At 64.6% G+C, this 26,640-nt stretch carries 24 protein-coding genes and 1 tRNA gene; 16 read left to right on the top strand and 9 right to left on the bottom strand.

Annotation, left to right across the window (positions count from 1 at the left end; genetic code table 11):
• The first annotated feature begins 6 nt into the window (after positions 1-6).
• Positions 7-2,133: a fused uroporphyrinogen-III synthase HemD/membrane protein HemX gene (hemDX, locus tag AAHM38_RS07325; protein WP_116575420.1), complete on the top strand. Its 2,127-nt coding sequence runs from the start codon at positions 7-9 to the stop codon at positions 2,131-2,133.
• Between the two features lie 2 nt (positions 2,134-2,135).
• The gene (locus AAHM38_RS07320) at positions 2,136-3,329 is read left to right on the top strand and encodes a heme biosynthesis protein HemY (protein ID WP_116575419.1); all 1,194 of its coding nucleotides are present in this window, start codon (positions 2,136-2,138) and stop codon (positions 3,327-3,329) included.
• Positions 3,330-3,376: 47 nt separating this feature from the next.
• Here AAHM38_RS07320 and AAHM38_RS07315 read toward each other — a convergent pair whose 3' ends face one another.
• From AAHM38_RS07315 to AAHM38_RS07305, 3 genes are all read right to left on the bottom strand, one after another.
• Complete coding sequence (locus AAHM38_RS07315; protein WP_116575418.1) at positions 3,377-4,711, bottom strand: MFS transporter; 1,335 nt, start codon at positions 4,709-4,711, stop codon at positions 3,377-3,379.
• A 122-nt stretch (positions 4,712-4,833) separates the two neighbouring features.
• Positions 4,834-5,592 carry an SDR family oxidoreductase gene (locus tag AAHM38_RS07310; protein ID WP_116575417.1) on the bottom strand — a complete coding sequence of 253 codons (759 nt, stop codon included), beginning with the start codon at positions 5,590-5,592 and terminating at the stop codon, positions 4,834-4,836.
• Between the two features lie 39 nt (positions 5,593-5,631).
• Entirely contained in the window at positions 5,632-7,068 is a 1,437-nt protein-coding gene (locus AAHM38_RS07305; protein ID WP_116575416.1) for an aldehyde dehydrogenase family protein, read from the bottom strand.
• A 168-nt stretch (positions 7,069-7,236) separates the two neighbouring features.
• On the opposite strand from AAHM38_RS07305, the gene ppa reads away from it, so the two are divergent.
• Positions 7,237-7,764 (top strand): inorganic diphosphatase, encoded by a 528-nt coding sequence (gene ppa / locus AAHM38_RS07300; protein WP_004636370.1) that lies wholly within the window; start codon positions 7,237-7,239, stop codon positions 7,762-7,764.
• 301 nt (positions 7,765-8,065) lie between these two features.
• Positions 8,066-8,272: a hypothetical protein gene (locus tag AAHM38_RS07295; protein ID WP_009277435.1), complete on the top strand. Its 207-nt coding sequence runs from the start codon at positions 8,066-8,068 to the stop codon at positions 8,270-8,272.
• Between the two features lie 65 nt (positions 8,273-8,337).
• Here AAHM38_RS07295 and AAHM38_RS07290 read toward each other — a convergent pair whose 3' ends face one another.
• Positions 8,338-9,570, bottom strand: a complete 1,233-nt coding sequence (locus AAHM38_RS07290) for a GNAT family N-acetyltransferase (RefSeq protein WP_116575415.1) — start codon at positions 9,568-9,570, stop codon at positions 8,338-8,340.
• A 55-nt stretch (positions 9,571-9,625) separates the two neighbouring features.
• Between AAHM38_RS07290 and AAHM38_RS07285 the strand changes: the two genes are divergently transcribed.
• From AAHM38_RS07285 to AAHM38_RS07275, 3 genes are read left to right on the top strand one after another with little or no spacing between them, the layout of a single operon-like run.
• A complete protein-coding gene (locus tag AAHM38_RS07285; protein WP_116575414.1) occupies positions 9,626-11,263 on the top strand; it encodes an NAD+ synthase in 1,638 nt (545 codons plus the stop codon).
• Between the two features lie 9 nt (positions 11,264-11,272).
• Positions 11,273-11,899 carry a class I SAM-dependent methyltransferase gene (locus AAHM38_RS07280; protein ID WP_116575413.1) on the top strand — a complete coding sequence of 209 codons (627 nt, stop codon included), beginning with the start codon at positions 11,273-11,275 and terminating at the stop codon, positions 11,897-11,899.
• A gap of 14 nt (positions 11,900-11,913) precedes the next feature.
• Positions 11,914-12,252: a P-II family nitrogen regulator gene (locus AAHM38_RS07275; protein ID WP_004631293.1), complete on the top strand. Its 339-nt coding sequence runs from the start codon at positions 11,914-11,916 to the stop codon at positions 12,250-12,252.
• 43 nt (positions 12,253-12,295) lie between these two features.
• On the opposite strand, the gene AAHM38_RS07270 is transcribed toward AAHM38_RS07275, so the two are convergent.
• From AAHM38_RS07270 to trxB, 3 genes are all read right to left on the bottom strand, one after another.
• The gene (locus tag AAHM38_RS07270; RefSeq protein ID WP_065859894.1) at positions 12,296-12,919 is read right to left on the bottom strand and encodes a trimeric intracellular cation channel family protein; all 624 of its coding nucleotides are present in this window, start codon (positions 12,917-12,919) and stop codon (positions 12,296-12,298) included.
• A gap of 45 nt (positions 12,920-12,964) precedes the next feature.
• A complete protein-coding gene (locus AAHM38_RS07265; protein WP_116575513.1) occupies positions 12,965-13,630 on the bottom strand; it encodes a Smr/MutS family protein in 666 nt (221 codons plus the stop codon).
• A 128-nt stretch (positions 13,631-13,758) separates the two neighbouring features.
• The gene (trxB, locus tag AAHM38_RS07260) at positions 13,759-14,715 is read right to left on the bottom strand and encodes a thioredoxin-disulfide reductase (protein WP_116575412.1); all 957 of its coding nucleotides are present in this window, start codon (positions 14,713-14,715) and stop codon (positions 13,759-13,761) included.
• A 209-nt stretch (positions 14,716-14,924) separates the two neighbouring features.
• Here trxB and AAHM38_RS07255 point away from each other — a divergent pair, with 209 nt between their 5' ends.
• The 3 genes from AAHM38_RS07255 (at position 14,925) to AAHM38_RS07245 (ending at position 18,488) form a co-directional block, all read left to right on the top strand.
• A complete protein-coding gene (locus AAHM38_RS07255) occupies positions 14,925-17,270 on the top strand; it encodes a DNA translocase FtsK (protein WP_116575411.1) in 2,346 nt (781 codons plus the stop codon).
• Positions 17,271-17,368: 98 nt separating this feature from the next.
• Positions 17,369-18,016, top strand: coding sequence for an outer membrane lipoprotein chaperone LolA (lolA, locus tag AAHM38_RS07250; protein ID WP_116575410.1), 648 nt, complete (start codon positions 17,369-17,371; stop codon positions 18,014-18,016).
• A gap of 46 nt (positions 18,017-18,062) precedes the next feature.
• Positions 18,063-18,488, top strand: coding sequence for a hypothetical protein (locus tag AAHM38_RS07245; RefSeq protein WP_116575409.1), 426 nt, complete (start codon positions 18,063-18,065; stop codon positions 18,486-18,488).
• 17 nt (positions 18,489-18,505) lie between these two features.
• Here the strand turns inward: AAHM38_RS07245 and AAHM38_RS07240 are convergent, their stop codons facing one another.
• Positions 18,506-19,402, bottom strand: coding sequence for a LysR family transcriptional regulator (locus AAHM38_RS07240; protein ID WP_116575408.1), 897 nt, complete (start codon positions 19,400-19,402; stop codon positions 18,506-18,508).
• Positions 19,403-19,535: 133 nt separating this feature from the next.
• Between AAHM38_RS07240 and speB the strand changes: the two genes are divergently transcribed.
• From speB to AAHM38_RS07210, 6 genes are all read left to right on the top strand, one after another.
• Positions 19,536-20,495 (top strand): agmatinase, encoded by a 960-nt coding sequence (gene speB / locus AAHM38_RS07235; protein WP_116575407.1) that lies wholly within the window; start codon positions 19,536-19,538, stop codon positions 20,493-20,495.
• 31 nt (positions 20,496-20,526) lie between these two features.
• The gene (locus tag AAHM38_RS07230; RefSeq protein WP_116575406.1) at positions 20,527-21,714 is read left to right on the top strand and encodes an MFS transporter; all 1,188 of its coding nucleotides are present in this window, start codon (positions 20,527-20,529) and stop codon (positions 21,712-21,714) included.
• Between the two features lie 90 nt (positions 21,715-21,804).
• Positions 21,805-23,112 (top strand): replication-associated recombination protein A, encoded by a 1,308-nt coding sequence (locus AAHM38_RS07225; RefSeq protein WP_037028287.1) that lies wholly within the window; start codon positions 21,805-21,807, stop codon positions 23,110-23,112.
• 79 nt (positions 23,113-23,191) lie between these two features.
• Complete coding sequence (gene serS, locus AAHM38_RS07220; RefSeq protein ID WP_116575405.1) at positions 23,192-24,508, top strand: serine--tRNA ligase; 1,317 nt, start codon at positions 23,192-23,194, stop codon at positions 24,506-24,508.
• A 79-nt stretch (positions 24,509-24,587) separates the two neighbouring features.
• A tRNA-Ser gene (locus AAHM38_RS07215) sits at positions 24,588-24,677 on the top strand.
• Between the two features lie 52 nt (positions 24,678-24,729).
• A complete protein-coding gene (locus AAHM38_RS07210; RefSeq protein ID WP_342234284.1) occupies positions 24,730-25,320 on the top strand; it encodes a recombinase family protein in 591 nt (196 codons plus the stop codon).
• 198 nt (positions 25,321-25,518) lie between these two features.
• Here the strand turns inward: AAHM38_RS07210 and AAHM38_RS07205 are convergent, their stop codons facing one another.
• A complete protein-coding gene (locus AAHM38_RS07205) occupies positions 25,519-26,448 on the bottom strand; it encodes a rolling circle replication-associated protein (RefSeq protein ID WP_342234283.1) in 930 nt (309 codons plus the stop codon).
• Positions 26,449-26,640 lie beyond the last annotated feature (192 nt).

The following is a 26,640-nucleotide window of genomic DNA, read 5'->3' as shown; positions in this document are numbered from 1 at the left end:
CCCGCCATGGACGACCACTTGCCACCGCGCTTGTCACCATCGTCGCCCGCATCCAGCTCGCCGCCTGTTCAACCGGCACCCCCGCCCGTGGTGGTGGTCACGCGGCCGCGTGCACAGGCGCCCATGCTGGTGGCTGCGCTTGAGCGCCACGGCCTGCGCACGCACCAGTTTCCGCTGCTCGACATTGCGCCGACGCCCAATCTCGACGACTTGCGTGCCGCGTTGGCTGATCCTTCGCGCTATGCGCTCGTCGTGTTCGTGAGTCCTAACGCCGTGCAGCAGGCATTTGCCGCCATGCCCGAGGGGTTCCGCTGGCCGCAGGATGTGCCGGTGGCGGTGGTGGGCCCCGCGAGCGCACAGGCGCTTGCCACGCACGGCGTCGCACCGCCCGCGCACCGCGTGATCAAGCCCGACACGCATGCCGACGATGCCCGCCAGGATTCAGAGGCGTTGTACGCGCGGTTGGACGTGCCTTCGCTCAGTGGCCGTGAAGTGTTGATCGTGCGCGGCAACGGTGGCCGTGAATGGCTGGCTGACCAACTGCGCGAAGCCGGTGCATCGGTCCGCACGGTGGAAGCCTATCGGCGCAGCGTACCGGTACCCGATGCCGCCGCGTGGCTCGCGTTGCGAGCCGTGCTGTCGGCCCGCCACGCCTGGACGCTCACCAGTTCAGAAGCGGTCCGCAATCTCGATGAACTGGCCCGCGCCAATTTGTCTCCTGCGGATCTGGATACGCTGCATGGCGCGCCCTGCTTTGCTTCGCATGCCCGTATCGTCGAGCAGGCCGAATCGCTGGGCTTTCGCGACGTGACGCTAACCGGCGCCGGTGACGACCGCCTGCTTGCCAGCGTGCTGGCCTGGGCCGGTCCTGTTGCGTCGCCCGAGCATGCCCCGCCAACGGTGCCGGATGATTCAAACCCGTCTACTTCTTCTTCCACTGTGACGCAGACTCCCGTTCCCTCGTCCGCTCCGGCTTCGACATCTGCACCGGAATCCGCGCCAGCTGCGGCCACGCCCAGTCCGGCTCCTGCGCCAGCAGCATCGCCGGCGGCGTTTGCACCGACCATGACGGTCAACCATGCGCCAGCCCGTGGCGGCTGGTTGATTTGGGTGGTGCTGGTGGCCGTCGTGGCGGCGGTTGCCGCGCTGCAGGTGCGCAATGAGCGCCTCGCGCGCGAGATCCGCCAACACGCCCAAACCAACGAGGCACTGGCGCAGGAGATGCGCGTGCTGTCGCGTGCGGATCAGGATTCGGTTTCCCAACTGCAGCAGAAGTTCGGCGCACTGGATGCCCGCACTGCGGAAACGCGCGATCGCCAGGCCGCCCTCGAGCAGGCCAACCAAGACCTTCTGCGCAACCGCGATGACTGGCAGCGCGCCGAGATCCAGCGGTCCCTGGAAGTCACCGCCGAACAGCTGCAACTGACGGGCAACGTTGCTGGAGCTTTGGCCGCACTGCAAACGGTCGACGCTCGCCTGGCCACGCTCGACAAACCGCAGTTCAATGCCGTGCGCAGGGCGGTATCGCGCGATATGGCCAAGCTCAAATCGATGCCGTCCTTTGATCTGGCCGGTGCTGCGCTGCGGTTGGATGACGCCATCAACGCGGTCGATACGCTGCCGCTCGTCTCGTCGGCCCAGCCGCTGGAGGCGGAACAGGCTGCGCAGGCGCCGCATACTGTGGCGAAACCCTCGAAGAATGCCAAGGCACACGCTGCGTCGGCGCCCGTTGCCTCGACGCCGCCAAACGCCGGATGGTCGGCAGGCGTGCGCGCTTGGTGGGGCCGCCTGTGGAACGACGTGCGCGGCGAACTCGGCCAGATCGTACAGGTGCGCCGCGTCGATCAGACCGAGGCACTGCTGCTGTCTTCCGACCAAGCGTGGTTCCTGCGCGAAAACCTCAAGCTGCGCCTGATGAATGCGCGCCTGGCGTTGCTCTCGCGCAATGAAGCCGTGTTCCGCGCCGATCTCGGTCGCGCCGATACGCTGCTCGCACGCTACTTCGATACGCAATCTTCGCGCGTGACCACGGTGCAGAATCAGCTCTCGCAAGTGCGCGCGATGGTTGGCACGCTGCAAGTGCCGACGCTGGCCGACAGCCTTGCCGCCGTGCGCGGTTCGGGCAAGGAGTGAGCATGCGCTGGGTATTCTGGGTCGCGCTCCTGTTTGCCGCCGCCGTGGGGCTGGCGCTGTTTACCGAACTCAATCTGAGCAACGTCGTGCTGTTCTACCCGCCGTACCGGGTGGAGATGTCGCTCAACTTCGTGCTGGCTGCGCTGCTGGCGACCTTCGTGGTGCTGCATCTTGTGATGCGCCTTTTCCACCATGTGGCCGGTATGCCAGCGCGTGCCGCGGCGTATCGCGAGCGCAACCGCATTCTGAAGGCTTCGGCGGCGCTGCGCGAAGCGATGGAAAGCCTGTTTGCCGGCCGCTTCGGCCATGCGGAACGCCAGGCGCGCGAAGCCCAGGCCTGGGAGCCGCAGCGCGAAACGGCCGCGCTGATCGGCGCCCGTGCCGCACACCGCATGCAGGAGACCGAGCGCCGCGACGCGTGGATGGCCGAAGTGTCCTCGCCCGATCGTGAGCAGGCGAAGCTTGTGTCGATGGCCGAACTGCTGGTCGATGCGCGCGATGCGGAAGGCGCGCTCGAGAAGATCGCGCAACTGCAATCGCAGGGTTCGCGGCAGATTCAGGCGCAGCGCATTGCGTTGCGGGCGCATCAGCATTTGAAGAACTGGGGCGAGGTGCTGCGCCTCACGCGCGCACTGGAAAAGCGCAACGCCATCCATTCGGTGCTGGCCGCGCGCCTCAAGCAGATGGCCTGTGAAACGCTGCTGGCCGAGCGCCGGCACGATGCCGATGCCCTCAACAGCTTCTGGCGCGAACTCACTCCGGAGGAGCGCCGCTCACCGCGCATCGCTTCGCAGGCGGCGCTGTACTTTGCGCAGCTGGGTCGCACCGATGATGCGAAACGCATCGTCGAAGACGGCCTGAAGGCCCATTGGGATGGTCGCCTGATCCGCCGCTATGCGGATTGCGCAGTGCCCGGCAAGGCGTTGCCGCTGATCCAGCAAGCCGAGAAATGGCTTGGCCAGCATCCGGTGGATGCCGACCTGTTCTACACGCTCGGCATGCTGTGCTTCAAGGAGCAGCTCTGGGGCAAGGCGCAGTCGAGCCTGGAATCGGCGTTGAAGTATGCCGATGCAGACCATTCAGGCAACCTGCGCGCCCATGCGCACCTGGCACTGGCGCAGATGTTCGAGCAGACGGAACGGATGGAAGAGGCCCAGCGACACTATCGGCAAAGCGCCTTGCTTGCCGTGAAATGACAAAGGCCGGGAGACCCCGGCCCTTTTTTTTTTGCTGATCACGACGCCTATTTGTTCACCATCCGTGCCGGCACGGAAAGCGTGAGGATCGCACCGAGCACCATCGACGCGGCCAGCATGTACATGCCCGAATCGGTGCTCTGCGTGGCGTCTTTCAGCCAGCCGACGGCGTAGGGGCTCAGGAAGCCCGCGAGGTTGCCCAGCGAATTGATGAGCGCAATGCCGGCGGCCGCGCCGGTCCCCGCCAGGAATGCGGTCGGCAGGCTCCAGAACAGCGGCAACGTGGTCAGGATGCCCATGGTGCCGAGTGTGAGCGCCGCCATGGCCAGCGTGGTGTCGGTGTGCCAGACGGCTGACAGTACGAGCCCGACCGCGCCCGCCACGGCGGGAATCGCGATGTGCCAGCGGCGCTCGCGCAGGCGATCGGCGCTGCGGGCCACCAAGACCATCGCGACGACGGCCGCGCCGTACGGAATCGCCGTCAGCAAGCCCACTGAGAACGGATCGGCCACGCCGGTCTGCTTGATCAGCGTGGGCAGCCAGAAGCTCACGCCATACAGGCCCATCACGAAGGTGAAGTAAATCAGGCTCATCAGCCATACGCGCGGGCTCGCCAGGACGGTGCCGATGGGCGGGTCTTCCTTGTCGGCGTCTTCCGCGGCGATGTTGCGGGCGAGCAGGGCCTTCTCTTCGTCGGTCAGCCACTTCGCGTGGGTGATGCGGTCGTCCAGATACGCCAGCACGAAGATGCCGACGATGATCGACGGAATGCCCTCGATCAGGAACATCCACTGCCAGCCGGCCAGGCCGTAGACGCCGGCAAACGCCTTCATCGCCCAGCCCGAGATGGGGCCGCCGATCACGCCCGACAGCGCAATCGCCGTCATGAAGAAGGTGGTGGTACGCCCGCGCCGCTGCGCCGGATACCAGTACGTCAGGTACAGGATGATGCCCGGGAAGAAACCGGCTTCCGCCAGGCCGAGCAGGAAGCGCATCACGTAGAACATGGCCGGCGTGGTCACGAACATCATGGCCGCCGAGATCAAGCCCCACGAGATCATGATCCGCGCGATCCAGATGCGCGCGCCCACGCGGTGCAGGATCACGTTGCTCGGCACTTCAAAGAGGAAGTAGCCGATGAAGAAGATGCCGGCGCCAAGGCCGTAGATGGTCTCGCTGAACTTGAGGTCGTTGAGCATCTGCAGCTTGGCAAAGCCCACGTTGACGCGATCGAGGTACGCGACCACATAGCACAGAAGCAGGAACGGAACCAGGCGCCACGTCACCTTGCGGTAGGTGGCTTCTTCCAAAGCGCTTGTGGACTGTGGCGGCAGCGTGCCTGCGCCGCCGACCGGTGAGGTGGGTGGGGTGGTGGTGGCCATCGGGTCTCCAGAGTTTTTGTGAGTTCAGGCCGAGCGCTCCTCGTTACCTACCCCGGCCTGGAAAACCGCCACAGCATTCTGCGCTTCTCCGGGGGGCGCGCCAAGACGCCCGCCGGCAGGGTTTATACGCAGCGCCCGCCGTCCACCTCCAGGCACGCGCCGGTAATGAACTCGGCTTCGTCCGACGCCAAGTACAGGCATGCGTTGGCCACATCCTGCGGCGTGGAGAGCCGCCCCATCGGGATCGTCGCCAGGAAGCGCGCGCGGTTCTCGGGGGTGTCGGGTACGCCCATGAACTGCTCGATGAGGCCCGTTGCGCCCATCACGGGATTCACGCAGTTCACGCGGATCTTGTCCGGGCCCAGCTCGGCCGCCATCGCCTTGCTGGCTGTGATGACGGCGCCTTTGCTGGCGTTGTACCAGACGAGCCCTGGCCGCGGCCGGATGCCCGCCGTGGACGCCACGTTGACGAACACGCCGCCGCCGCGCTCCCGGAAGTGCGGGACGATGTGATGCGCCGTCCAGTAAATGCTCTTCACGTTGACGGCCATCACGCGGTCGAACTCGTCTTCGGTGATCTGCAGCAGGGGCTTGTTCTTGTGCGTGGTGCCGGCGTTGTTCACGACGATGTCCAGATCGCCATAGCGCGCCAGCGTGGCGCCCAGCAGCTTGGCAACGGAGTCCCCATTCGAGACGTCGGCGTGCACGAAATGCGCATCGCCGCCGGCCACGCGAATGGCACTGGCCACGCGTTCACCGGCCTCCGCATTCAGGTCATTGACGACGACGCGCGCGCCCTCGCGGGCAAAGGTGTTGGCAATGCCTTCTCCGAAACCCGAACCCGCGCCCGTAACGATGGCGATCTTGCCGGCAAGCCGCATGGTGTCTCCTCGTGTTGTGGGTGGATGCTGCCTTGCGCTTCAACCGTGGCGGATGGCGATGGTCTTGAGCGTGGTGAAGCCGTAGAGCGCTTCAAAGCCCTTTTCGCGCCCATGGCCCGATTGGCCTGTTCCGCCGAAGGGCAGTTCAACGCCACCGCCAGCGCCGTAGTTGTTGATAAAGACCTGGCCGGCCCTGAGCTTGCGCGCAAGGCGCATCTGGCGGCCGCCGTCGTTCGTCCACACGCCGGCCACCAGGCCGTAAGGTGTGCCGTTGGCCAGGGCCAGCGCTTCGGCTTCGGTGTCGAACGGCATGGCGGCCAGTAGCGGGCCGAACACTTCCTGCTGCGCGAGGCGGTGCGTGTGCGGCACATCGCGCAGCAGCATCGGCGCCTGGTAATAGCCGGTCTCGGGCGCCTCGGGCACCACCTGGCCCTGCGCCATCACCGGAATATTGGCGTGCTGCGCATCCGAGACGAAATCCCACACGCGCTGCTGCTGCTTGGGGTTGATGAGCGGGCCGCAATCCAGATCCAGCGACGACGGGCCGACCCTGATCGATTCGAACACCATGGCGAGCCGGCCCAGCATTGCCTCGTACATGCTGCGCTCGATCAGTACGCGGCTGCCTGCAGAGCAGGTCTGGCCGGCGTTCTGGATTATGCCGTTCACCACGGCCGGAATGGCCGCTTCCAGATCGGCATCGGCAAACACGATCTGCGGAGACTTGCCGCCCAGTTCCAGCGTGACGGGCACGTGGTTTTCGGCGGCCGCTCGCACAATGGCCTTGCCCGTTTCCGGCGACCCGGTGAACGACACATGGTTGATCCCGGGGTGCGCCGCCAGAGCCGCGCCGGCTTCGTGGCCATAGCCGGTCACGATGTTGAGTGCGCCATCGGGCAGGCCGGCCTCGGCGGCCAGCTCCGCCACGCGCAGGACCGACAGGCACGCGTCTTCCGCGGGCTTGACCACGCACGCGTTGCCGGCCGCCAATGCGGCGCCCACGCTGCGCCCGAAGATCTGCATCGGGTAATTCCACGGGATGATGTGCGCGGTCACGCCATGCGGCTCGCGCACGGTCAGCACGGTGGTATCGGCCGGGTAGGGGATGGTCTGCCCGTGGAGCTTGTCGGCGGCGCCGGCGTAGAACTCGAAGTAGCGGGCCACGGCGCGGGCATCGGCGCGCGCCTGGCGCATGGGCTTGCCGGTGTCGCGGGCTTCCAGGCGGGCGAGTTCTTCTTCGTGATCGGCCAGGCGCAGGGCCACGCGCATGAGCACGCGGCCGCGCTCGGCGGGCGCCAACTGGCCCCAGACGCCCTCGAACGCACGCCGCGCGGCATGCACGGCCACGCTGATGTCGGTGGCGTTGCCGCGGGCAATCTCGGCAAAGGATTGGCCGTCGGACGGATCGAACACCTTGATGCGCATCCCCGAATCGGGCGACATCAGACGGTTGGCGATGAAGTGCTGGGCATGCATGGGGGGTTCCTGCAAAGATCGGCAACGCGCGATTTTCGCACGCGCGCGCGCCGGGTAGGGCAAGCGGCCGGGTGTGAGGGGCTATAATGCTCGCCGACAGTTTTTTAGGCTTCTTTCCAACCATTTGCGTCGCGTTTTTACGCACTTCGCGCATTCCGGAGCATTTCCATGAGCTTCAACAACGTCTCGCCGGGCAAGGACATCCCCAACGACTTCAACGTCATCATCGAGATCCCGGCGCAAAGCGATCCGGTCAAGTACGAAGCCGACAAGGAAACCGGCCTGCTGTTCGTAGACCGCTTCGTTGGCACCGGCATGCGCTACCCGGCCAACTACGGCTTCATCCCGCAGACGCTCTCGGGCGACGGTGACCCGGTCGACGTGCTGGTCGTCACGCCGTTCCCGCTCATCCACGGTTGCGTGGTGCGCTGCCGTGCCCTGGGCATGCTGAAGATGACGGATGAATCCGGTGTGGATGCCAAGCTGGTTGCCGTGCCGGTCAACAAGCTGAGCCCCGCAACGGCCCACATGACCGACCTGTCGGACGTCGGCCAGAACCTGCTGGATCAGATCAAGCACTTCTTCGAGCACTACAAGGCGCTGGAAGCCGGCAAGTGGGTCAAGGTCGAAGGCTGGGGCGGTATTGAGGAAGCCCACAAGGAAATCGCCGACGGCGTTGCCAACTATAAGAAGTAAGCAATTTCACGATTTCGCTGTACGGCGTGTCTGACAAATCCCGGCCTCCGGATGGAGCGCCGGGATTTTTTCTTTGCAAAGCCGTCATCGGTGTAACGCGCGGAGATTCGTCGACTCGCATCGGGGCGCCATCTGTGGCCGGGTGGGCCCGTTGTATGCGTTCCATGGTATTTTTCACGCATAGCGCATACTTACCGCCCGGTAGTTCTGCTACACAGAGATTTAAGAAACGCTCATTTGCCCATCGGAAACGACCCCTCTAGACTCCCGGGCAAGTTTGACTCCAACCCCCGGTACTGCGATGTTGAACAAGACTGTTGTCGTTCCCGTGCTCTCCGCCGTGGCTATGGCGGCATTTACCGCGTGGGCGCTGCTGGTTGGGCCGCCGGACGCAGCCCACGCTGGCGAGCGTGCCGTCGCATCGCCCTCCATGGCTGTCCCCTCCATGGCGGTTGATTCGAACGCCGCACACTGCGTGATCGCCCAGCAGAAACCTGCCGAGCACTAAGCTGCGCCACCGCGTCCGCCGTTCGTGCGGGCGCTGTCTTTCCCCCCTCCGCTGTTTTCCCCCTGCTAGTCCGATCCCGGCCGCTGCCTGAACGGCGAGCGGTCCGTCAGTTCGTCCAGATACGCTTCCATGCCGGCCGTTTCGCGGTCGAGGAACCTGCCCACGGCATCGGCAAATGCGGGGTGCGCCAGCCAGTGTGCCGACAGCGTCGCCACGGGCTCGAAGCCGCGTGCCATCTTGTGTTCGCCTTGCGCACCACCTTCGAACGTGCGGATGCCGTGCGCGATGCAGTACGTCAACGGCTGGTAATACGCCGTCTCAAAGTGCAGGCAGGGGTGATGCTCGATCGCGCCCCAGTAGCGGCCGTACATGACGGACGCCTCGGGGCGCATGTCGATCACCAGCAGCGCGCTGGCGATGTCATTGCCATCACGCGAGGCGATCACCAGGAGCAGGTTTTCCGGCATCGTCCGAGCGATCTGGCGGAAGAACTCCAGGTTCAGATACGGCGACGAGTGATGCTCGCGGTAAGTGGTGCGATAGCACCGGTGGAAGAAGCGCCAGTCGGCGTCCGTGGCGGCTGCGCCGGGGACGTGACGGAAGGTGATGCCGGCCTCATGCACGCGGCGACGCTCCGCGCGGATATTCTTGCGCTTCTTCTGTTCCAGCGCGGCCAGGAAGTCGTCGAAGCTGGCGAAGCCCGGATTGCACCAGTGGAACTGCACGCCGTGCCGCAGCAGCATGCCGGCGCTGCGCAGTTGCTCGGCTTCACCGGCAGTGGGAAACAGCACATGCAGCGATGACAACGCGCTCTGGCGCGCCACTGCCAGCAACGTTTCGACCAGCGCTGCGCGCGCAGCCGCATCCCGCGCCAGCAGCCGCGCGCCCTGCACCGGCGTAAAAGGGATGGCCAACAGCCATTTCGGGTAGTACTCGAGCCCGTGCTGCGCGTACGCATTGGCCCAGGCCCAGTCGAAGACGTACTCGCCATAGGAGTGGCCTTTCACATACAGCGGAACAGCGGCGGCGAGCGCTTCACCGTCGGGGCCGTCTTGCCACAGTGTCAGGTATTGCGGCGACCAGCCGGTGTCGGGCGACGCGCTGCCGCTCGCATGCAGGGCGTGCAGGAAATCGAAGCGCAGAAAAGGCGTTGCCTCGGGCTGCAGGGCGAGCAGGGCATCCCAGGCATCGCGGCCGATGTCACGCAGATCGGTCACAAGTCGCGTGCGATAATCGGCCAATTCGTGTCGCGAACCAGCGCGCGCTTGAGGCTCGGGAGCAAGGGGGCGAGAGGTCATGCCGCCGATTCTAATTCGAGCTTCGGATGCCGCGCTTGCAATCCACATTGCCCCCATGACCGTCTCTGTCGCTCTCGCCCAGATCAACTGCACCGTCGGCGATTTCGCCGGCAATGCTTCCCGCATCGTCGCCGCCGCGCGCGAAGCGCACCAGGCTGGTGCGCGCATCCTGCTCACGCCGGAACTGTCGCTCACCGGTTATCCGCCCGAAGACCTGCTGCTGCGCCCGGCCTTTGTCGATGCCAGCGCCCGTGCGCTTGATGCGCTCATCGCCGAGCTGGCGGCCTTCCCGGGTTTGCACGTGCTGATCGGGCACCCGCAACTCTCGCTGGAAGCCCCGGCGCCCGGCGTGCCGCCCAAGCCCACGAACAGTGCCACGGTGGCCGTGGATGGCCGTGTGGTCGGCCGGTACAACAAGCTGGAACTGCCCAACAACGAGGTCTTCGACGAGAAGCGCTACTTCCAGCCCGGCACCGAGCCCTTCGTGTTCGAAGTGGAAGGCACGCGCTTCGGCGTCATCATCTGCGAAGACGCCTGGTACGCCACGGCCACGGCCTATGCCAAGGCCGCCGGCGCGCAGGTTGTGTTGATCCCCAACGCCTCGCCGTACCATCTCGACAAGGAAGACCTCCGCGAGCGGATCATCGGTGCCCGTGTGAAGGAATCGGGCTTGCCGCATGTGTATGCAAACCTCGTCGGCGGGCAGGATGAACTCGTGTTCGACGGGGGCTCGTTCGTGCTTGATGCCGAAGGCAACGTTGTCGTGCGGATGGGGCAGTTTGTGGAGGGCGTCGGCTACGTTCAGTTCGACGGCGGACGCGCCCTGCCGGGTACGATCGTGCCGGAGGCCTCGCTCGAAGCCCAGGTGTATGAGGCGCTCAAGCTGGGCGTGCGCGACTATCTCGGCAAGAACGGCTTCCCGGGCGCGATCATCGGCTTGTCGGGCGGCGTCGATTCGGCGTTGGTGCTTGCGATTGCCGTCGATGCGCTGGGCGCCGACCGTGTACGCGCGGTGATGATGCCCTCGCGCTACACGGCAGATATCTCGTGGGTGGACGCGCGCGACATGGCGGCCCGCCTTGGCGTGCAGTACGACGAAATCGCCATCAGCCCGATGTTCGACGCATTCAAGGGCGCACTGGCGGAGGAGTTCCGCGGGCTGCCCGAAGATGCGACGGAAGAGAACATCCAGGCGCGCATTCGCGGCACGCTGCTGATGGCACTGTCCAACAAGAGCGGCCGGATCGTGCTGACGACCGGCAACAAGAGTGAAATAGCGGTCGGCTACTGCACGCTGTACGGCGACATGGCCGGCGGTTTTGCTGTGATCAAGGACATCTTCAAGACGCTGGTCTACCGACTGTGCCGCTACCGCAATTCGTTGTCGGAGGTCATTCCCGAGCGCATCCTGACCCGCGCGCCGTCGGCCGAGCTGCGTGAGAACCAGACCGACCAGGACAGCCTGCCCGAATACGATGCGCTCGACGCCATCGTGCAGCGCTACATGGAGCAGAACCAGCCGGTGGCCGACATCATCGCGGCCGGGTTTGCCGAGGCCGACGTGCAGAAGATCGTGCGCCTCATCAAGATCAACGAGTACAAGCGGCGTCAGGCGCCGGTGGGCATCCGCGTGACGCAGCGGGCGTTCGGGCGCGACTGGCGGTATCCGATTACGTCGCGCTTCAAGGAGTAAGCCGCCGCCATGCTCGACTACTACGCCAAGCGCGCCCCTGAATACGAGCGCATCTATACGAAGCCCGAGCGGCAGGGCGATTTGGCGTGGTTGAAGACGCGCGTGCATGATCTGACGCGCGGCGCGCGGGTGCTGGATCTGGCGTGCGGCACCGGTTTCTGGACCGAGCCGATGACCGACGCGCGCAGCATCGTCGGCGCGGACTACAACGACACCGTGCTGCGCATTGCGCGTGGCAAAGGCATCGCCGGGGCGTCGTTTGTGCGCGCCGACAACGATGCGCTGCCGTTCGTGCCCGGCACGTTTGACGTGATGACGGCGGGCTGCTGGTGGTCGCATGTGCCGCTGCAGCATTTGCGTCAGCACGTCGAAGGGCTGCATCGCGCGCTGGGGCCCGGCGTGCGTGTGCTGTGGTTCGATAACCAGTATGTGTTCGGCTCCAGCACGCCCATTGCCTACAGCGACGAACATGGCAACACGTGGCAGCGCCGCCCCTTGCGCGATGGCAGCGAGCACGATGTGCTGAAGAACTTTCCCGACGATCCGATGCTGCTGCAGACGGTGGCCGGCATCGCCCAGGATGTGCGCATTAACCGGCTCCAGTATTATTGGACGCTCGAATACCTCACCAACTAGCCAGCGAGACACCCATGAAACAGATCACCGCCATCATCAAGCCCTTCAAACTGGACGAAGTGCGCGAGTCGCTCGCCGACGTGGGGGTGACCGGCCTGACCGTCACCGAGGTCAAGGGTTTCGGCCGCCAGAAGGGCCACACCGAGCTGTATCGCGGTGCGGAATACGTGGTCGACTTCCTGCCGAAGATCAAGATCGAGGTGGTGGTGGCCGAAAGCCAGGTCGAAAACGTGATCGACACGATTGTCAAGGCGGCCAAGACCGGCAAGATCGGCGACGGCAAGATATTCGTGATGCCGGTGGAGCAGGTGATCCGCATCCGCACCGGCGAGAAGGACGAAGCAGCGGTCTGAAGCCGCAGTGTTTGGCCGGCGCGCTCGCGCCGGTCAGCGTGGGTCAACGCGGCAGGGTGATGTTCCAGCGCAGCGTCACCAGCCGCCCGATCACGATCGCCAGCGTGGCGATCACCACGGACACGCTCGGCAGCAGGTCCGTGTGCGTCAGCCCGACGTAAAGGAAGCACCCGAGAAACGCGCACGTTGCGTACGGGTGATTGTCCCGCAGCAGCATGGGCACTTCATTGCAGACCACATCGCGCAGCAGGCCGCCAAAGGCCGCCGTGATCACGCCCATCATTACCGACACGAAGATCGGCACGCCCGCATCAAGCGCCAGTTGCGTGCCGAGCACGCCAAAGAGCCCCAAGCCGATGGCGTCGGCCACGATCAGCACGCGATCGGACACCAGCTGACTCACCAGCCGGATCACCCAGTTGGCGAACAGGCTCATCACGAACAGCGCGAGCAGGTATTGCTCGTGCTCGATCCAGTAGAAGGGCCGCCGATCCAGCAGTAGATCGCGCAGCGTGCCGCCGCCAAACGCGGTCAGGAACGCGACGATGAACGCGCCCACGGCATCGAGCCGGCGCCGTTTGGCCTCGGCCAGTCCCGAGACGGCAAACGAAAAGACCGCGAGGATCTCCACCCAGTGCATCACCAGCTGCAGGCGCGTCACGTGCATATGCGTGTTGTTCTGTTGTGAGCCGTTGAGCGGGCGGATTGCGCCTCAGGAGCCGTACGGCTGGCGCAGCAGTACCAGCACCGCGCCCGCGCCACCGGCCGTGTTGCGTGGCTCGACAAAAGCGATCACTTCTTCCTTCTGCACCAGCCACGAGCGCACCTTGCCCTTGAGCACCGGCGTTTTGTCGGGCGAGCCGAGGCCTTTGCCGTGGATCACGCGCACGCAGCGGATGCCGCGCTGTACCGCCCGGCGCAGGAAGGCGGCCAGCGCCTCGCGGGCTTCTTCGCGGCGCATGCCGTGCAGGTCGATCTGGTCTTGCGTGGCCCACTCGCCGCGGCGCAACTTTTTGAGCACGTCGTCGCCAATGCCGGGGCGCCGGTAGGACAGCGTGTCGTCGGTTTCGAGCAAGTTGTCCACGTCGAATTCATCCGACAGGGAATCGCGCAGCACGGTCTGCTCTTCGGCGCGCGAGTGCACGGGGTCGGGCGCGGGCGGATTGCGCGGATGTTCGACGCGCTTGTTCTGGCGCAGCGCGCTGACCTCGCCGATGCTGGCTCGGAACACGTTGGCCTCTTCGGCGGCCTTGCGTGCAGCGGCTTCAGCGCGCTGCCGCTCGGCTTCGCGTGCCTCCGTCTCGTGCTTGAGCTGGTCACGCAGACTGGCCAGGTCGGTCAGGCTGAGCTTGTTGGCGGGGGAGGAGGCGCGTTTCATGATGAAGGGGGGCGAGCACATCGAGGTGGAGCGTCCGTCGATTATACGAAGGCGTCGCACACGGCAAAACGGCCGATGGTCACCCATCGGCCGCGTTGTTTGCGCCCATGAAGCCGGGGCGGTGAAGCTTATTCCAGGCTTTCCAGGTAGCGCTGGGCGTCCAGCGCGGCCATGCAGCCCGTGCCGGCGCTGGTGATGGCCTGGCGGTAGATGTGGTCCTGCACATCGCCGGCGGCAAAAACACCCGGGATGTTGGTGGCGGTGGCCATGCCGTCCAGGCCGCTTTTCGTACGGATGTAGCCCGTGTCGTTCATATCGAGCTGGCCGCGGAAGATGTCGGTGTTCGGTTTGTGGCCGATGGCGATGAACACGCCCGCCACCTTGATCTCTTCGGTCTTGCCTTCGTTTTCGTGCGTGCCTTTCAGCCGGGCGCCCGTCACCCCGGAGTCATCGCCCAGGATCTCGTCGAGCACCATGTTCGTCTTGATCTCGATCTTGCCTTTCTTCTCCTGCTCATGCAGTCGGTCGATCAGGATCGGTTCGGCGCGGAACTTGTCGCGGCGGTGGATGAGCGTGACCTTGCTGGCAATGTTGGCCAGGTACAGCGCTTCTTCCACGGCGGTGTTGCCGCCGCCCACCACGGCCACTTCCTGGCCCTTGTAGAAGAAGCCGTCGCACGTGGCGCAGGCCGACACGCCGCGGCCCGCAAAGGCTTCTTCCGACGGCAGCCCCAGATATTGGGCCGAGGCGCCGGTGGAGACGATCAGCGCGTCGCAGGTGTATTCGCCCGAATCGCCCACCAGACGGATCGGCTTTTCCTTCAGATGCGCGGTGTGGATGTGGTCGAACAGCACTTCGGTCTTGAAACGCTCGGCGTGCTCCAGGAAGCGCTGCATCAACTCGGGGCCTTGCAGGTGTTCCTTGTCAGCGGGCCAGTTTTCCACGTCGGTGGTGGTCATGAGCTGGCCGCCCTGCGCCAGGCCGGTGACCAGCACCGGGTTCAGGTTGGCCCGGGCAGCGTAAATCGCGGCCGTGTAGCCGGCGGGGCCGGAGCCAAGGATCAGCACTTTTGCGTGTTTTGCCATGATGCGTTCGGAGTGTGCGCGGCACGAGGGGTGGAGCGCCGCCGTGCAGGCTAGGTGAGGGTGATGGGCGCCATTATAAAGTGGCACCCCCTCGTCCGCCCGGTTGTAAATTCCAATGGCGGTGATAGGGCCGCGTTACAATCGTTGGCATCGTATTTGTGCTGTCCCAAGCCGCGCGGCCTCGTCCAAGCGGCGCACCCGTCTCCCGCATGGCTCGAGCTTCCACCACTCCGACAACCCGCACCGATCCGTCTGCACTGCCGTCCCGCATTGGGCGGCTGCTGGGGGAGGTCCGCTGGTTCCTGTTGCTGGCGGTGACCATCGCCTTCCTGATCATCCTTCTGTCATACAACCGGGCCGACCCTGGTTTCACCCACGCCAGCCAGGTCGACGAAATTCGCAACCTGGGCGGCCGCGTGGGCGCGTGGCTGGCCGATCTGCTGCTGTTTGTCTTTGGCGCGTCCGCCTACTGGTGGGCGGTGCTGCTTGTGCGCAAGGTGTGGCGCGGCTGGCGCGAGCTGATGTCGGACGAACGCCTTCCGCGCACCTCCACGGCGCGTGTTGATGCCAGTGTCACGTGGATCGGCTTTGCGCTCATCCTGGCTTCCAGCATGGGCTTGGAAGCCATTCGCATGTACTCGCTGCACATGAAGCTGCCGCGTGCACCGGGAGGCGTGCTGGGCGATGTAATCGGCGGTGCGATGCAGCATTCGCTGGGCTTCACGGGCGGCACGCTGGCGCTGCTGTTTGCATTCCTGGTCGGGCTGTCGCTGTTCTTCCATTTTTCGTGGCTGAACCTCGCCGAGCAGATCGGTGCGGGCGTCGAGATGCTGTTCGTCGGCTTCAAGACGCGCCGGGAGAGCAAACAGGACCGGGCCATCGGCGAGGCGGCCAAGGTCGAGCGCGAAGAAGTGGTCGAAACGCGCCGCGTGCGCATTGAAGAATCGCCGCCGGTGCAGATCGTGCGCCCGACCGCCGTGGTCAAGAGCGAGCGCGTGGAGCGCGAGAAGCAGCAGCCGCTGTTTGTCGACATCCACGATTCCGACCTGCCGCCGCTGGCGCTGCTCGATCCGATCCCGCCGGTTGTGGAGACCGTCAGCGCCGAAACGCTGGAATTCACCTCGCGCCTGATCGAGAAGAAGCTCAAGGATTTCGGCGTGGAAGTGCAGGTGGTGGCGGCCTATCCGGGCCCGGTCATCACGCGCTACGAAATCGAACCTGCCACGGGCGTCAAGGGCAGCCAGATCGTCAACTTGGCGAAGGACCTGGCGCGTTCGCTGTCACTGGTGTCGATCCGCGTAGTCGAGACGATTCCGGGCAAGAACTACATGGGCCTGGAGCTGCCGAACCCGAAGCGCCAGGCGGTGCGCCTGTCGGAGATCCTTGGTTCGCAGGTCTATAACGAGAGCGCATCGCAGCTTACGCTGGCGCTGGGCAAGGACATTGCCGGCAAGCCGGTCGTAGCCGATCTGGCGAAGATGCCGCACTGCATGGTGGCCGGCACCACGGGTTCCGGTAAGTCGGTCGGCATCAACGCGATGATCCTGTCGCTGCTGTACAAGGCGAAGGCGGACGCGGTGCGCCTGATCCTGATCGACCCGAAGATGCTGGAGTTGAGCATCTACGAAGGCATTCCGCACCTGCTGTGCCCGGTCGTGACCGACATGCGCCAGGCCGGCCACGCGCTCAATTGGGCCGTGGGCGAGATGGAGCGGCGCTACAAGCTCATGAGCAAGATGGGCGTGCGAAACCTGGCCGGCTTCAACAAGAAGATCGAAGAAGCCGCCGCGCGCGAAGAAAAGATTGCCAACCCGTTCAGCCTGACGCCCGACGCGCCGGAGCCGCTCGACAAGCTGCCCATGATTGTCATCGTGATCGATGAGCTGGCCGACCTGATGATGGTGGTCGGCAAGAAGGTCGAAGAACTAATCGCACGGATTGCGCAGAAGGCGCGTGCCGCCGGCATCCACCTGGTGCTGGCGACGCAGCGTCCGTCGGTGGACGTGATTACGGGCCTGATCAAGGCCAACGTGCCGACGCGGATCGCGTTCCAGGTCAGCAGCAAGATCGACTCGCGCACCATTCTCGACCAGCAGGGGGCCGAGGCACTGCTCGGCATGGGCGACATGCTGTATCTCGCGCCCGGCACCGGCTTGCCGGTGCGCGTGCACGGCGCGTTCGTGTCGGACGAGGAAGTCCACCGCATCGTCGATAACCTCAAGGCGCAGGGCGAGCCAAACTACATCGAAGGCATTCTCGAAGGCGGCGTGGCCGATGGCGAGAGCGGCGGCGATGGCTTTGGCGGCGGCGCGGGCCTTGTCGGTGCCGGCGGCGGCGAGGCCGACCCGCTGTACGACCAGGCCGTCGACGTGGTGCTCAAGAATCGCCGCGCGTCGATCTCGCTGGTGCAGCGCCACCTGCGCATCGGCTACAACCGCGCCGCACGCCTGCTCGAGGACATGGAAAAGGCGGGCCTTGTGTCTGCCATGTCCGGCAACGGCAACCGCGAAATCCTGGCGCCCAACCGCAACGGCAACGTCGTCGAAGAGGAATGACGCTGCCCGCATTTGCAGTTACATCGCGTTACCGCGCGGGCGGAATGTTCCGGCGCGGCCGGCCACTAACAACAAGATCAACTAAAACCGGAATTCCTATGTTTGTGTTGAAAGCACGTCACCTGATGGCCGCCGGGCTGGTCTCGCTGGCGGCATGGTCTGCCGGCGCCTATGCTGGGGCAGTCGAACAGCTCAACGCCTTCGTGAGCAACGTCAGCACCGCGCGCGGTGAGTTCGTGCAGCGGCAGGTGAAGGGCGGCACCAACGGTAGCCCGCTGCGCGTGGCCGGCACGTCCAGCGGCGATTTCGTTTTCTCGCGCCCGGGCCGCTTCGTCTGGCGCTATGTGAAGCCGTACGAGCAGCAACTCTCGGCCGACGGCCAGACGCTCTACATCTTCGACAAGGACCTGAACCAGATCACGGAGCGCAAGCTTGATGCCTCGCTGGGCTCCAGCCCGGCCGCCATCCTGTTCGGCAGCAACGATCTGGCCAAGAACTTCACGCTCAAGGAAGGCGGTACCAAAGACGGCATCGACTGGGCTGAACTTACCCCCAAGGCCAAGGACACCCAGTTCGAACGCATCGCCATCGGTTTCCGCAGCGGCGAGCTGCAGGGGATGGAGCTGCGCGATGCCTTCGGAAACACGACCTTGCTGACGTTCTCGAACATCCAGAAGAATCCGCAACTGCCGGCCAACGTGTTCCGCTTTACGCCGCCCAAGGGGGCTGACGTCATCAAGCAATGACGCGTGCAGGCCGGCGCCGTTGCTGTCCTAGACCAGGAGACCGACCATGCCTTTGCCGTTCACCACGTCGCTGCACCGAGCCGCCGCCGTAGCCGCTGCAGCGTCAGCGGCAGCCGTGTTTGCGGGATGCGCCTCCACGGGTGCGTCCCGTTTTGACGTCGACTCCTTCCTTGCCGCGCCTGACACGGTGCTTGCCGAGGCCTTGGTCAACAAGGATTTCCTGCACGCGACCGAGCTGCCAGGCGCCGAGTGCAGCGCCTTGGTGAAAGGCCACGCCGGGCAGGTCGTGCCGATCCAGGCGCCGGTCGATCCGCGTCTGCCTGAGGCTGCGGCGCACCAACCGTTCGTGATTCAGCCACCGGCCAGCGAGAGCGTCTGGCTGCTGCTGCGCGCGCCCAACGGCACCCAGTCGTGTCATGGGCCGCTGCCGGCCAAGGCGTTCATGGAATTGGTGCAACGGGCATCGAACTGACGGATTGCCCCGCCTTTTCAGGCGTGGGCCGCTTTCATGTCGGCAATGAAGGCGGCCAGCAGATCATTGCGCCGGGCGTCGCGGCGCACCACCATGTCGAACGGCACCTCGTAGCGCATGGCAGCGGGTGCCAACGGCGTCAACAGGCCCTGTGCCACATACGGCGCCGCAAAGTGCTCCGGCAGGTAACCCAGGTGCCGGCCTGAAAGCACCAGCATGGCCACCGCTTCCATGTTGTCGGCCACCGCAGTCACCGGCCGCTCGGCCGGCGACCCCGCCGCTTCGGGCAGGGGATAGCTGCGCCACGCCCACGCGTGCGCCAATGCCTGCGCGGGCGTCACGTCCCCAGCCTTGCTGAACAGCGGATGGCCGCGCCCCGCATACGCAAGCTGTGTCTCGTGGAAGATCGTGGTGTAGTCCAGCGCCGGCACGCGGTGCCAGAAATAGCCGATCGCCATGTGGATCTTGTTGTCGAGCAGCAGTCCTTCCAGCTCCCCGGGCGGTCGTACCGAAACCGTGAAATGCACGGATTCATCGCGCTCCCGAAAGCGCTCGATGGCCTGGCTGATACGCGCATTCGCGTTGACGGGCGCATGGCCGATCAAGCCGAGATTCAACGTGCCTACCAGCGTGCGACCCACCTTGCGGGCCTCCGCGCTGAAGACGTCAAGTGCGCCCAGCAGCTTGCGTGCGGAATCGACGAAGCGTTCGCCGCGCGCGGTGAGCCGGAAGCCGCTGCGACCGCGCTCGCATAGCCGATAGCCGAGTCGCGTCTCCAGTGTGGACAGGTGCGTGCTGATGGTGGATTGCCCCACGTTCAGCGTTGCCTGGGCAGGGGTGATGCCGCCCGCATCGACCACGGCGAGGAATACGCGGATCAGTCGCAGATCAAGATCGGAAGCTTGTCCAAGCACAGTGGTCGATACATCGATATATATCGATGTTTGATTCGGAGATTTCGCATTCTACGTGCGAAATCCATCGGCAAGAATGCAGTGTATTGACACTACTTACATCGTTTCAGGACGATGTGACCATGCAACTGCCATGAACGACCGCGCCGACCTCTTCCAGCCCGCTTCGGGCAACGCCATGCCGCGCTTTGGCGGCATTACGACCATGATGCGGCTGCCTGCCGCCACGTCTGCCGCCGGGTTGGACGCGTGCTTTGTCGGCGTGCCGTTCGACCTTGGCACGTCCAACCGCAACGGCGCACGGCTCGGGCCCCGGCAGATTCGCGCGGAATCCGTCCTCCTGCGGCCGTACAACATGGCCACGCGCGCTGCGCCGTTCGACTCACTGCGCGTGGCCGACATCGGCGACGTGCCGACCAACCCATACAACCTGCATGACTCGATCGCGCGCATTGAGGCGGCTTACCGGGAGATCATTGCCGACGGCTGCCGGCCGATCGGCCTGGGCGGTGATCACACCGTCACGCTGCCCATCTTGCGTGCGATGCATGCCAAGTACGGCCGCATCGGCCTGATCCACGTGGATGCGCATGCCGACGTCAACGACACGATGTTCGGCGAGAAGATCGCGCACGGCACGCCATTTCGCCGCGCTGTGGAAGAAGGGCTGCTCGATTGCAGCCGCGTCGTGCAGATCGGCCTGCGCGGCACCGGCTACGCGGCCGAGGATTTCGACTGGTGCCGTGACCAGGGCTTTCGCGTGGTGACCGCCGAGGAATGCTGGCACCGCTCGCTCACGCCGCTCATGGAAGAGGTGCGCGCTCGCGTACAGGGTGGCCCCGTCTACATCAGCTTTGACATCGACGGTATCGACCCCGCTTATGCGCCCGGCACCGGTACGCCGGAAATTGGCGGCCTGACCGTGCCGCAGGCGCTGGAGATCGTACGCGGCGCACGCGGCCTCGACATCATCGGGGCGGACCTGGTCGAGGTGTCTCCGCCGTATGACCCGTTCGGGACGACGGCTCTGCTGGGCGCCAACTTGGCGTTCGAGATGCTATGTGTGCTGCCCGGCGTCGAATACCGAGCCTGACGCGACACCTATAAGAACGGAGAGGAGACCCATGCAAACAGCGCAATCGACGGCCCAGCCGCGCCGTGCGGCGATGGCATCGTTCATCGGCACCACGATCGAGTGGTACGACTTCTACAGCTACGCCACGGCGGCGGCACTTGTCTTCGGGCCGCTGTTCTTCCCGGGAGAGAACCGCTTGCTGGGCCTGCTGGCTTCGTTCGGCTCATTTGCCATCGGGTTTCTTGCCAGGCCTATCGGCGGCGTGCTGTTCGGTCGCATCGGCGACAAGCTCGGCCGCAAACGGGCGCTGATGGGAACGCTCAGCCTCATGGCCATTGCCACGGTGCTGATCGGCTGTCTGCCCACCTATGCGCAGGCCGGCTGGATTGCGCCGGTCGCGCAGCTGGGCAGCGCCGGTGGCCTGATCCTGTCGATGCTGGCGTTTTCCGCCGTCAGCCGGCTCGAGCCGGAGGCCTTCCTGGCGTGGGGCTGGCGCTTGCCCTTCCTGGCGAGTGCCGTGCTGCTGGCCGTGGGCTTTGTCATCCGCATGTCGGTCAACGAATCGCCGGCGTTCGAGGCGATGCAGGCGTCCGGCGACGTGGCGAAGCAGCCGCTGGCGGAGGCGCTCAAGGCATGGCCGCTGATCGCGCTGGCCATCGGCGCCAACGTGTACGGCATCGCGGGCGTGTACTTCAGCAACATCTTTATGATTTCGTATGCCACGCAGTACCTGCAGCTTGATCGCGCGATGATTCTCGACTGCATGTTCTGGGTGGCCGTGCTGCAGTTCTTCGTGCAGCTTGGTGCGGCCACGCTGGCCGACCGTTTCGGAACGCGCCGCATGCTGGTCATCCTCGCGGCCTTCGCGATGGTCGTGCCGTTCATCATGCTGCCGCTGGTCCGCATGGGCGAGGCGCATACCGTGTTTGCAGGCGTGGCCATCGCAACGCTGGCCGAGTCCGGCTATTACGCGATCATCGCGGGCTTTGTCAGCGGCATGTTCGCGGCACGCATCCGCTACACGGCGATCTCGTTGTCGTATCAGGTGTGCGGCGCCTTTGCGGGTGGCCTGACTCCGCTGCTTGCCACGGTGCTGGCTGATCGCTTTTTCCCGCTGTGGTGGCCAATGGCGATCTTCTATGCCGGTTTTGCGGCGCTGTCGCTGATCTGTGTGCTTTCGATCGGCCGGAGCAGGCCGGCCGCAGAGGCGTCGGCGTTGGACGCACGCGCCGCCTGACGTTCCCGGGAGAACCGGCCGGCGGGCGGATTCTGCGACAATCCCTGCATGAACGCTTCCGCATCTCTCTTCCCGGACGCACCCGCCCACATGCCGCTGGCCGAGCGCCTCCGCCCCCATTCCGCCGACGATGTGATCGGCCAGCAGCATCTGCTGGGGCCCGGCAAGCCGCTGCGCGTGGCTTTCGCCTCCGGCGAGCCGCATTCGATGATCCTCTGGGGGCCGCCCGGCGTTGGGAAGACCACGCTCGCGCGGCTGATGGCCAATGCGTTTGACGCAGAATTCATCGCACTTTCCGCCGTGCTGTCTGGCGTCAAGGACATCCGCGAGGCCGTGGAGCGTGCGGAGCAGTTTCGCGCCAATGGCCGACGCACGCTCGTCTTCGTCGACGAGGTCCATCGCTTCAACAAGAGTCAGCAGGACGCTTTCCTGCCGCACGTGGAAAGCGGGCTGTTCACCTTCATCGGCGCGACGACGGAAAATCCCTCGTTCGAAGTGAACGGCGCATTGCTCTCGCGTGCTGCGGTGTACGTGCTCAAGAGCCTGTCGGACGACGAGCTGAAGCAGCTTGCCGAACGTGCTCGCCAAGAGCTGGGCGGGCTGGAGTGGACGCCCGCCGCACTCGGTGCCATCGTCGCGTCGGCCGACGGCGATGGCCGCAAGCTGCTCAACAACATTGAGATCGTCACCCGCGCTGCGCGTTCGCAGGCCGAGGGCGATACCGTTCCGGTGATCGACGAGGCGCTGCTGGCCTCTGCGCTGTCAGAAAACCTGCGACGCTTCGACAAGGGCGGCGACGCCTTCTACGACCAGATCAGCGCGCTGCACAAGTCCGTACGCGGCTCCGATCCGGACGGTGCGCTGTACTGGTTCTGCCGCATGCTCGATGGCGGCGCCGACCCGCGCTACCTCGCGCGCCGTATTGTGCGCATGGCCTGGGAAGACATCGGCCTGGCCGACCCGCGCGCCGGGCGCATCACGCTCGACGCAGCAGAAACGTACGAACGCCTGGGCTCGCCGGAAGGGGAACTGGCGCTGGCCCAGGCGGTGATCTACCTGGCCATCGCGCCCAAGTCGAACGCCGGCTACAACGCCTACAACGCGGCGCGGGCTTTCGTCAGCCAGGACAAGTCGCGCAACGTGCCCGTGCACCTGCGCAATGCGCCGACCAAGCTGATGAAAGAACTCGGCTACGGCCATGCCTACCGCTACGCCCATGACGAGCCCGAGGCCTACGCCGCTGGCGAAACCTACTTTCCCGACGATTTGCCGCCGCAGAACTGGTACGTGCCGACGCCGCGCGGCCTGGAAGGCAAGATCGGCGAGAAACTGCGGCACCTGCGCGAGCTGGATGCGCAGTGGCATGCCCAGCACGACAAATCCTCCCGCAACAAATAAGCCCCACGGGCCGGTACGATAAAATCCGTCTTTTCGATCGTTCAGATCGCTCGCCATCTCCGGTTTTTCTTTTCCCACCATGCTTGATATCCAACTGCTGCGCAAAGACATCGACGCCGTCGCCGCGCGCCTCAAAGATCGCGGCTACGTGCTCGACGTCGCCGGCTTTGCCGCACTCGAAGCGGAACGCAAGGCCATCCAGACCCGCACCGAAGAGCTGCAGGCCCGCCGCAACAGCCTGTCCAAGCAGATTGGCATGCTCAAGGGCAAGGGCGAGGACGCATCGGGCGTGATGGCCGAGGTGTCGGGCATCGGCGACGAGCTGAAGGCGTCTGCCGCGCAACTCGACGTGGTGCAGGCGAAGTTGCAGGACCTGATGCTGTCGATCCCGAACCTGCCGCACGAAAGCGTGCCGGCCGGACGCGACGAGACGCAGAACGTGGAAGTGCGCCGCGAGGGCACGCCGCGCACGTTCGATTTCCCGGTCAAGGACCACGTCGATCTGGGCGCCGCGCTGGGGCTGGATTTTGATGCGGGCGCCAAGCTGTCGGGCGCGCGATTCACCGTCCTGAAAGGGCAGGTGGCGCGCCTGCATCGCGCGCTTGCGCAGTTCATGCTCGACACGCACACGTTGGAGCACGGCTACACCGAGGCGTACGTGCCGTACATCGTCAACGCTGCATCGATGCGTGGCACCGGTCAATTGCCGAAGTTCGAGGAGGATCTTTTCCGCGTGCCGCGCAAGATGGGGCACAGCGCCGAAGGCGAAGACGGCGAACGTGTCGAGAACTTCTACCTGATCCCGACCGCCGAAGTGCCGCTCACGAACCTCGTGCGCGATGAGATCGTCGCCGCCGATGCGCTGCCGATGATGTTCGCGGCGCATTCGCCGTGTTTCCGTTCCGAAGCCGGCTCGTACGGCAAGGACACGCGCGGCATGATCCGCCAGCACCAGTTCGACAAGGTGGAGATGGTGCAGATCGTGCAGCCCCAAACGTCGTTCGACGCGCTGGAAGCCATGACGAACGCCGCGGAGAACATCCTGCGCAAGCTGGAATTGCCGTTCCGCACCGTCGTGCTGTGCACCGGCGACATGGGCTTCGGCAGCACCAAGACGTACGACATCGAGGTGTGGATTCCGGCGCAGAACACCTACCGCGAAATCAGCTCGTGCTCGAACATGGGCGACTTCCAGGCGCGCCGCATGCAAGCGCGTTTCCGCAACGCGCAGGGCAAGCCGGAACTGGTTCACACGCTCAACGGCTCGGGCCTCGCGGTGGGCCGTACGCTGGTTGCCGTGCTGGAGAACTACCAGAATGCGGATGGCTCGGTCACGGTGCCGACGGTGCTGCGCCCGTATCTGGGCGGCCAGGAAGTGCTGAAACCGGCTGCTTGATGGGTTGTGTGGGCCCTCTTGATTCGGGCCGTAAAATTCTGTTATAGTCGCGGTTTAGCGATTCAGCGACCCAGTTACCGGAGAGGTGGCAGAGTGGTCGAATGTACCTGACTCGAAATCAGGCGTACCGGCGACGGTACCGTGGGTTCGAATCCCACCCTCTCCGCCATACCCGCCTAGCCAAGTTAGACTACCGAGAAACAACAGTTTCGAGGGGGTCTATGTTGTACGGCTACGCACGAGTCTCAACGCAGGAACAAGAGACTCACGCACAAACCGACGCACTCGCGAAAGCAGGCGTCGGTTTTATTTTTTCTGAGAAACGGAGCGGTGGCACCACCATCGGCAGACCGGAGCTTGAGAAAATGCTGCGCGTCCTTAAGCCGGGCGACACCGTCGTTGTCTACAAGCTGGACCGCATCGCGCGATCGCTTAAAGACCTGCTGCGCATCATCGAACGAATAGAAGAGAAAGGCGCGCAGTTTCGGTCGCTGACTGAATCGCTCGACACCACCACGCCAGCCGGCCGCATGCTGTTTCACATGGTCGGGGCGTTCGCCGAATTTGAACGCGAACTCATCCGCGAGAGAACCCGCGCAGGCATGGCTGCAGCTGTCAAACGCGGTGTAAAGCTCGGTAGGCACTATGCGCTTACGGCACAACAAGAGGCGGAAGCACTACGCCTCTGGCAGTCCGGCAACATGACGAGGACAGCGATAGCCAGACAATTCGGCGTACACCTCAGCAGCATTAAACGTGCAATTAAGCGCCACAAAGAACGCCAACAGCCAAGCCTGTTAGACGCAGCATAAACATCGGAGAGGAAACCATGGGGATTCACGACCGAGACTGGTACAGAGACGCAATCCGACGACGCGAAGCACGCGAAGAACACACCAAACCAGTTCGCCCCAAGCCAACATCACAACCGATGCATTGGACGCTCCACCTACTAGCATGGGGCGCAGCAATCCTACTGGCCTACGCTCTAGAAAAGAAAATACTCTGGCCTACAGTGGAACGGGTTTTGACGCACTAGCGAAATACGAAGATCCGTCAAGCGCGACGAAGCATCGAATGTCCGCGATATCAAACTCAGCGCACAGCGTGGCCAACACATCTTTAATGGCATCGGCACAGTCGCCACGACTGCTCTCAATCGCATAAACGACGGCCTCAGGCACGTTGATGCCACGGCTTGTGTAGTACTTCTTTTTATTGAAACGCGTATCCGCAATCTCTTTGCCGATGTACTTGGCGATGTAGCTAGCAAGCGCATCGAGCTTCCACTGCTTCCCGAAGTGCGCGCCCTGCGGATTTCGGATGTGGCAATAGCCCTTGCCACGCCCGCCGACCACCTTCAGCCACGCACGCCGCGCGAGGTTGAGAGCAGCGCGACCTGACACGGCAACATGCATGTGCCATGCGCCACGTTTCTGAGGCTCAGGAACCGCGATGTAGTGAAACTCACGGTGCCGAGCCATGACCCGCCGAAACGCGTCCCAGAGCTTCAGGAAACGCTCCAGATCGGTAATGCACTCACGAGTGGTCAACGTGATCATGTGCGTAACGCGGGCCGTCTTGCAGCGCAGACGCACGTTCTGCTTCGCACGCTTCGCCGCTGACTTCACGCTTGCGGCACGAGCATCCTTGTCTTCCTCTGTTTCAGGCTTCGCGCCGCGCGCACGGCGGGGCAGATTACGCAGATCGCCAAGGCGCTGCACAACCGTACGGCGGTAGCCACTGAACTCCACGCTACCGTCTTCAAATGCCCGCACCTTAGCGATCATGTCGTGACGCGCCGGGCCTTCCGGCCAGAACTCCGCATCGGACTCTTCGCGCTCGATCCTGCGAACCTCTACGCTCGCCCGGTGCGCGTCGCTCCCCCAAATGGACGCTTGGCCGTCTACATAGTTTTCTGCTATCGTAGTTTCACGCATGGTAGGGTGTCCAACCGTTAGAGCTACCGTGTAGGCCCCGAAGCGTTGGCGCGCTTGCGGGGCTTTTTCTTTGGCCGGCCAGCCCACGAACCCTTGGTACGCTTGGCTTTCCGTCCTTTCTTTCCGTTAAGTGTTATTACTACAAGTAGGGCGGGCCTTCGGCGGTACGAATTTTCGTGTTGAGAGTTGGCC

Origin of the sequence: Ralstonia sp. OTU4908 (assembly GCF_038440115.1) — a bacterium.
GTDB lineage: Bacteria > Pseudomonadota > Gammaproteobacteria > Burkholderiales > Burkholderiaceae > Ralstonia > Ralstonia pickettii.
Note: the sequence above shows the minus strand (reverse complement) of the source record. Positions and strands in the feature narration are given on the sequence as shown.

Bases quoted from the DNA above. Each gene is read 5' to 3' on its own strand.
- lolA (WP_116575410.1), top strand. From the start codon at position 17,369: ATGTTTGTGTTGAAAGCACGTCACCTGATGGCCGCCGGGCTGGTCTCG.
- AAHM38_RS07265 (WP_116575513.1), bottom strand. From the start codon at position 13,630: ATGAAACGCGCCTCCTCCCCCGCCAACAAGCTCAGCCTGACCGACCTG.
- AAHM38_RS07280 (WP_116575413.1), top strand. From the start codon at position 11,273: ATGCTCGACTACTACGCCAAGCGCGCCCCTGAATACGAGCGCATCTAT.
- AAHM38_RS07255 (WP_116575411.1), top strand. From the start codon at position 14,925: ATGGCTCGAGCTTCCACCACTCCGACAACCCGCACCGATCCGTCTGCA.
- AAHM38_RS07320 (WP_116575419.1), top strand. From the start codon at position 2,136: ATGCGCTGGGTATTCTGGGTCGCGCTCCTGTTTGCCGCCGCCGTGGGG.
- ppa (WP_004636370.1), top strand. From the start codon at position 7,237: ATGAGCTTCAACAACGTCTCGCCGGGCAAGGACATCCCCAACGACTTC.
- speB (WP_116575407.1), top strand. From the start codon at position 19,536: ATGAACGACCGCGCCGACCTCTTCCAGCCCGCTTCGGGCAACGCCATG.
- hemDX (WP_116575420.1), top strand. From the start codon at position 7: ATGGACGACCACTTGCCACCGCGCTTGTCACCATCGTCGCCCGCATCC.
- AAHM38_RS07295 (WP_009277435.1), top strand. From the start codon at position 8,066: ATGTTGAACAAGACTGTTGTCGTTCCCGTGCTCTCCGCCGTGGCTATG.
- AAHM38_RS07225 (WP_037028287.1), top strand. From the start codon at position 21,805: ATGCCGCTGGCCGAGCGCCTCCGCCCCCATTCCGCCGACGATGTGATC.
- AAHM38_RS07305 (WP_116575416.1), bottom strand. From the start codon at position 7,068: ATGCATGCCCAGCACTTCATCGCCAACCGTCTGATGTCGCCCGATTCG.
- AAHM38_RS07210 (WP_342234284.1), top strand. From the start codon at position 24,730: ATGTTGTACGGCTACGCACGAGTCTCAACGCAGGAACAAGAGACTCAC.
- AAHM38_RS07205 (WP_342234283.1), bottom strand. From the start codon at position 26,448: ATGCGTGAAACTACGATAGCAGAAAACTATGTAGACGGCCAAGCGTCC.
- serS (WP_116575405.1), top strand. From the start codon at position 23,192: ATGCTTGATATCCAACTGCTGCGCAAAGACATCGACGCCGTCGCCGCG.
- AAHM38_RS07290 (WP_116575415.1), bottom strand. From the start codon at position 9,570: ATGACCTCTCGCCCCCTTGCTCCCGAGCCTCAAGCGCGCGCTGGTTCG.
- AAHM38_RS07230 (WP_116575406.1), top strand. From the start codon at position 20,527: ATGCAAACAGCGCAATCGACGGCCCAGCCGCGCCGTGCGGCGATGGCA.
- AAHM38_RS07285 (WP_116575414.1), top strand. From the start codon at position 9,626: ATGACCGTCTCTGTCGCTCTCGCCCAGATCAACTGCACCGTCGGCGAT.
- AAHM38_RS07275 (WP_004631293.1), top strand. From the start codon at position 11,914: ATGAAACAGATCACCGCCATCATCAAGCCCTTCAAACTGGACGAAGTG.
- AAHM38_RS07315 (WP_116575418.1), bottom strand. From the start codon at position 4,711: ATGGCCACCACCACCCCACCCACCTCACCGGTCGGCGGCGCAGGCACG.
- AAHM38_RS07270 (WP_065859894.1), bottom strand. From the start codon at position 12,919: ATGCACGTGACGCGCCTGCAGCTGGTGATGCACTGGGTGGAGATCCTC.
- AAHM38_RS07310 (WP_116575417.1), bottom strand. From the start codon at position 5,592: ATGCGGCTTGCCGGCAAGATCGCCATCGTTACGGGCGCGGGTTCGGGT.
- trxB (WP_116575412.1), bottom strand. From the start codon at position 14,715: ATGGCAAAACACGCAAAAGTGCTGATCCTTGGCTCCGGCCCCGCCGGC.
- AAHM38_RS07245 (WP_116575409.1), top strand. From the start codon at position 18,063: ATGCCTTTGCCGTTCACCACGTCGCTGCACCGAGCCGCCGCCGTAGCC.